Below are 1,278 nucleotides of genomic sequence, written 5' to 3'. Positions count from 1 at the left end.
GCCACGCATCCCACGAGAGGAGACAGCGAGATGGACGAGAGCACACGTTACGAGCGCCTGCTGGCGCGATACCGCGATGGCGACATCGACCGCCGCACGTTCCTGAAGATGCTCGGGCTTGCCGGCATGGCCGCCGGCCTCGTCGGCGGGCCGTTCGGGCTGCTCACACCGCGCGAGGCCAAGGCGGCGGTGGAACAGGTCCGCTTCGACGGCTGGGGCGGCGTGGTCTCGGAGGCGTTCCGCGAGTACGCCTTCAAGCCCTATACCAAGGCCACCGGCATCGAGGTCGTGGACGGTACCTTCGGCGGCGCCGACGAGTACCTTGCCCGGGTGCGCGCGAGCCAGCCCGGCGAGTTCAACATCGCCCACCTCTCCGGCGTGTTCGACTACGCCCGCTACGACGGCCTGGGCCTGTCGACCACGCTCAACGAGGACAACATCCCGAACCTGAAGCTGGTCATCGAGACGCTGCAGAAACCCTTCCGCCGGATCACCGACGGCCACCTCTCCGCGGTGCCCTACGACTACGGCACCACCGGCATCGCCTACAACCGCAAGTACGTCAGCGACGAGGAGGCGAAGGAGAAGGGCGCGAAGCTGCTCATCGACGAGCGCTTCAAGGACAAGATCGGCGGCTGGAGCGAGTGGAAGACGCGGATCTGGTACGCCGCCCTGCAGACCGGCCAGGACCCCAACAACATCGAGGACATGGACGCCGTCTGGGACGCCGTGCGCCGCCACCGCGACCTCGCGCTCAAGTACTGGAGCTCCGGCGCCGAGCTCATGAGCCTGCTCGGCGAGGAGGAGATCTACGTCACCGAGGGCTGGTCCGGGCGCATCCGCGCGCTGCAGGACCAGGGCCACGACATCGGCTACCTCGACCCGCCCGGCGGACTCGCCTGGCAGGAATGCCTGTTCGTGATCAAGGGCAGCCCCATGGCCGCCTGCGAAGAGCTGCTCAACTTCATGCTCGAGCCCGAGGTCGCCATCGCCGTCGCCGAGGGCCAGAACTACCCGCCGGCGCTGAACCCGAAGAAGGTCGACCTGGGCGAGAAGGTACCGACCCTGCCGGCGTTCGATCCCAGCGGGACGCTGGCGTCGCTGAACTTCTTCGACCCGGCCTACTGGAATGACCACGAGGGCCAGTGGTCGAAGACCTTCGGCCGCGTCCAGCGCGGCTACTGAACCGGTGGCGGGGGCCGCGCGCCCCCGCCCGACGACGGGAGTAGAGCATGGCGGACAACGGCAATGCCGTGGAGCTGCGCGGCGTGGTCAAGC

The 1,278-nt window shown here is 68.3% G+C and carries 1 protein-coding gene; it reads left to right on the top strand.

The window, feature by feature from the left end:
* Positions 1-1,185 (top strand): extracellular solute-binding protein (locus tag G7A99_RS20030; protein ID WP_240466354.1); only part of this gene is annotated, 1,185 nt, incomplete at its 5' end.
* Between the last annotated feature and the right edge of the window lie 93 nt (positions 1,186-1,278).

Source organism: Arhodomonas sp. KWT (assembly GCF_010993615.1).
The sequence above is the reverse complement of the archived record's forward strand: the minus strand, read 5'-3'. Positions and strand labels throughout refer to the sequence as shown.